This is a genomic window from Methanosarcina sp. DH1 (genome assembly GCF_020804205.1).
Lineage (GTDB): Archaea > Halobacteriota > Methanosarcinia > Methanosarcinales > Methanosarcinaceae > Methanosarcina > Methanosarcina vacuolata.
In genome coordinates this window covers 528-1354 of record NZ_WJBJ01000004.1, presented here as the reverse complement: position 1 = coordinate 1354, position 827 = coordinate 528, and the positions used below count along the sequence as shown (strand labels likewise).

The following is an 827-nucleotide window of genomic DNA, read 5'->3' as shown; positions in this document are numbered from 1 at the left end:
GCTTTCGCCTATATCGTTTTTGCCTTCACCGGATAGGAAACTTTAGGAAGTCAGGCCAGAGAACAGGCCGGTTCCCTTCGCGCTGACGGACCGGATAGGCTCACCCCAACTTGAAGGATGCGGCAGGTTCCGCTACGCTCCACCTACGCGCAACCATCAAGAGGGGTTCCGCCATGCAGCCGGTCGAACGCGAAAGGGAAAGGCGAGAAGGGAAAATGAACCAGGAGATAGGGCACGGGGACCAGACCGCAGGTCTAAACCGACCAGGTAACAGGCCAGACCTACAGCCAGGTATCACAGGGTCAGGCCAGGCACACAGGCGCGCAACAGGTCACAGGATCACAGGGGAAGTCTGGTCTATACGCCCTCACCTAACAGGCCAGAAGCACACAACAAACAAAAAGATTTTACAAAGTAATGCACATTGTTACACATATGGCAGAACTAAACGGAATCGGAAAAGCACTCGTATGCATCCTCATAGCTATGTGCTGTTACGCCATATATGTAACAGTCGTAGCAGCCATTAACCACCCATAAAACACACAGTAAGAAGAACACGAAGATAGCCACGGCTCAACAGGCCACCCCAAACGAGGCCAGGCCCGCCTGTTCAGTCCGGACCGTGAAGAATTTGATAGTTTTGACAAGTCGGACATGTAAGACCAATTCGCTATCATCAGGCTTGATCCGTTGGAACTTCCCGTGAATTAGCTGCACACCTGCAGAAAGCTGCTCGAACCTATGCGCCCCACACCGGAGCAGGAAATAATTATCTGATCCACACTTCGGGCAGGACTCAAAAGTAACGGTCTTTATGCGTTCCA

Annotated in this window: 2 protein-coding genes; one reads left to right on the top strand and one right to left on the bottom strand. The window is 52.0% G+C overall.

The window, feature by feature from the left end:
- Window positions 1–173: 173 nt before the first annotated feature.
- Window positions 174–530 (top strand): hypothetical protein, encoded by a 357-nt coding sequence (locus FXW07_RS01840; protein ID WP_229393502.1) that lies wholly within the window; start codon window positions 174–176, stop codon window positions 528–530.
- Window positions 531–576: 46 nt separating this feature from the next.
- On the opposite strand, the gene FXW07_RS01835 is transcribed toward FXW07_RS01840, so the two are convergent.
- Window positions 577–827: hypothetical protein (locus FXW07_RS01835; RefSeq protein ID WP_229393501.1), on the bottom strand; the 251-nt coding region annotated here is incomplete at its 5' end.

What these genes read in the sequence shown, in the direction of transcription:
- FXW07_RS01840 (WP_229393502.1), top strand. Translation starts at nt 174, where the DNA reads ATGCAGCCGGTCGAACGCGAAAGGGAAAGGCGAGAAGGGAAAATGAAC.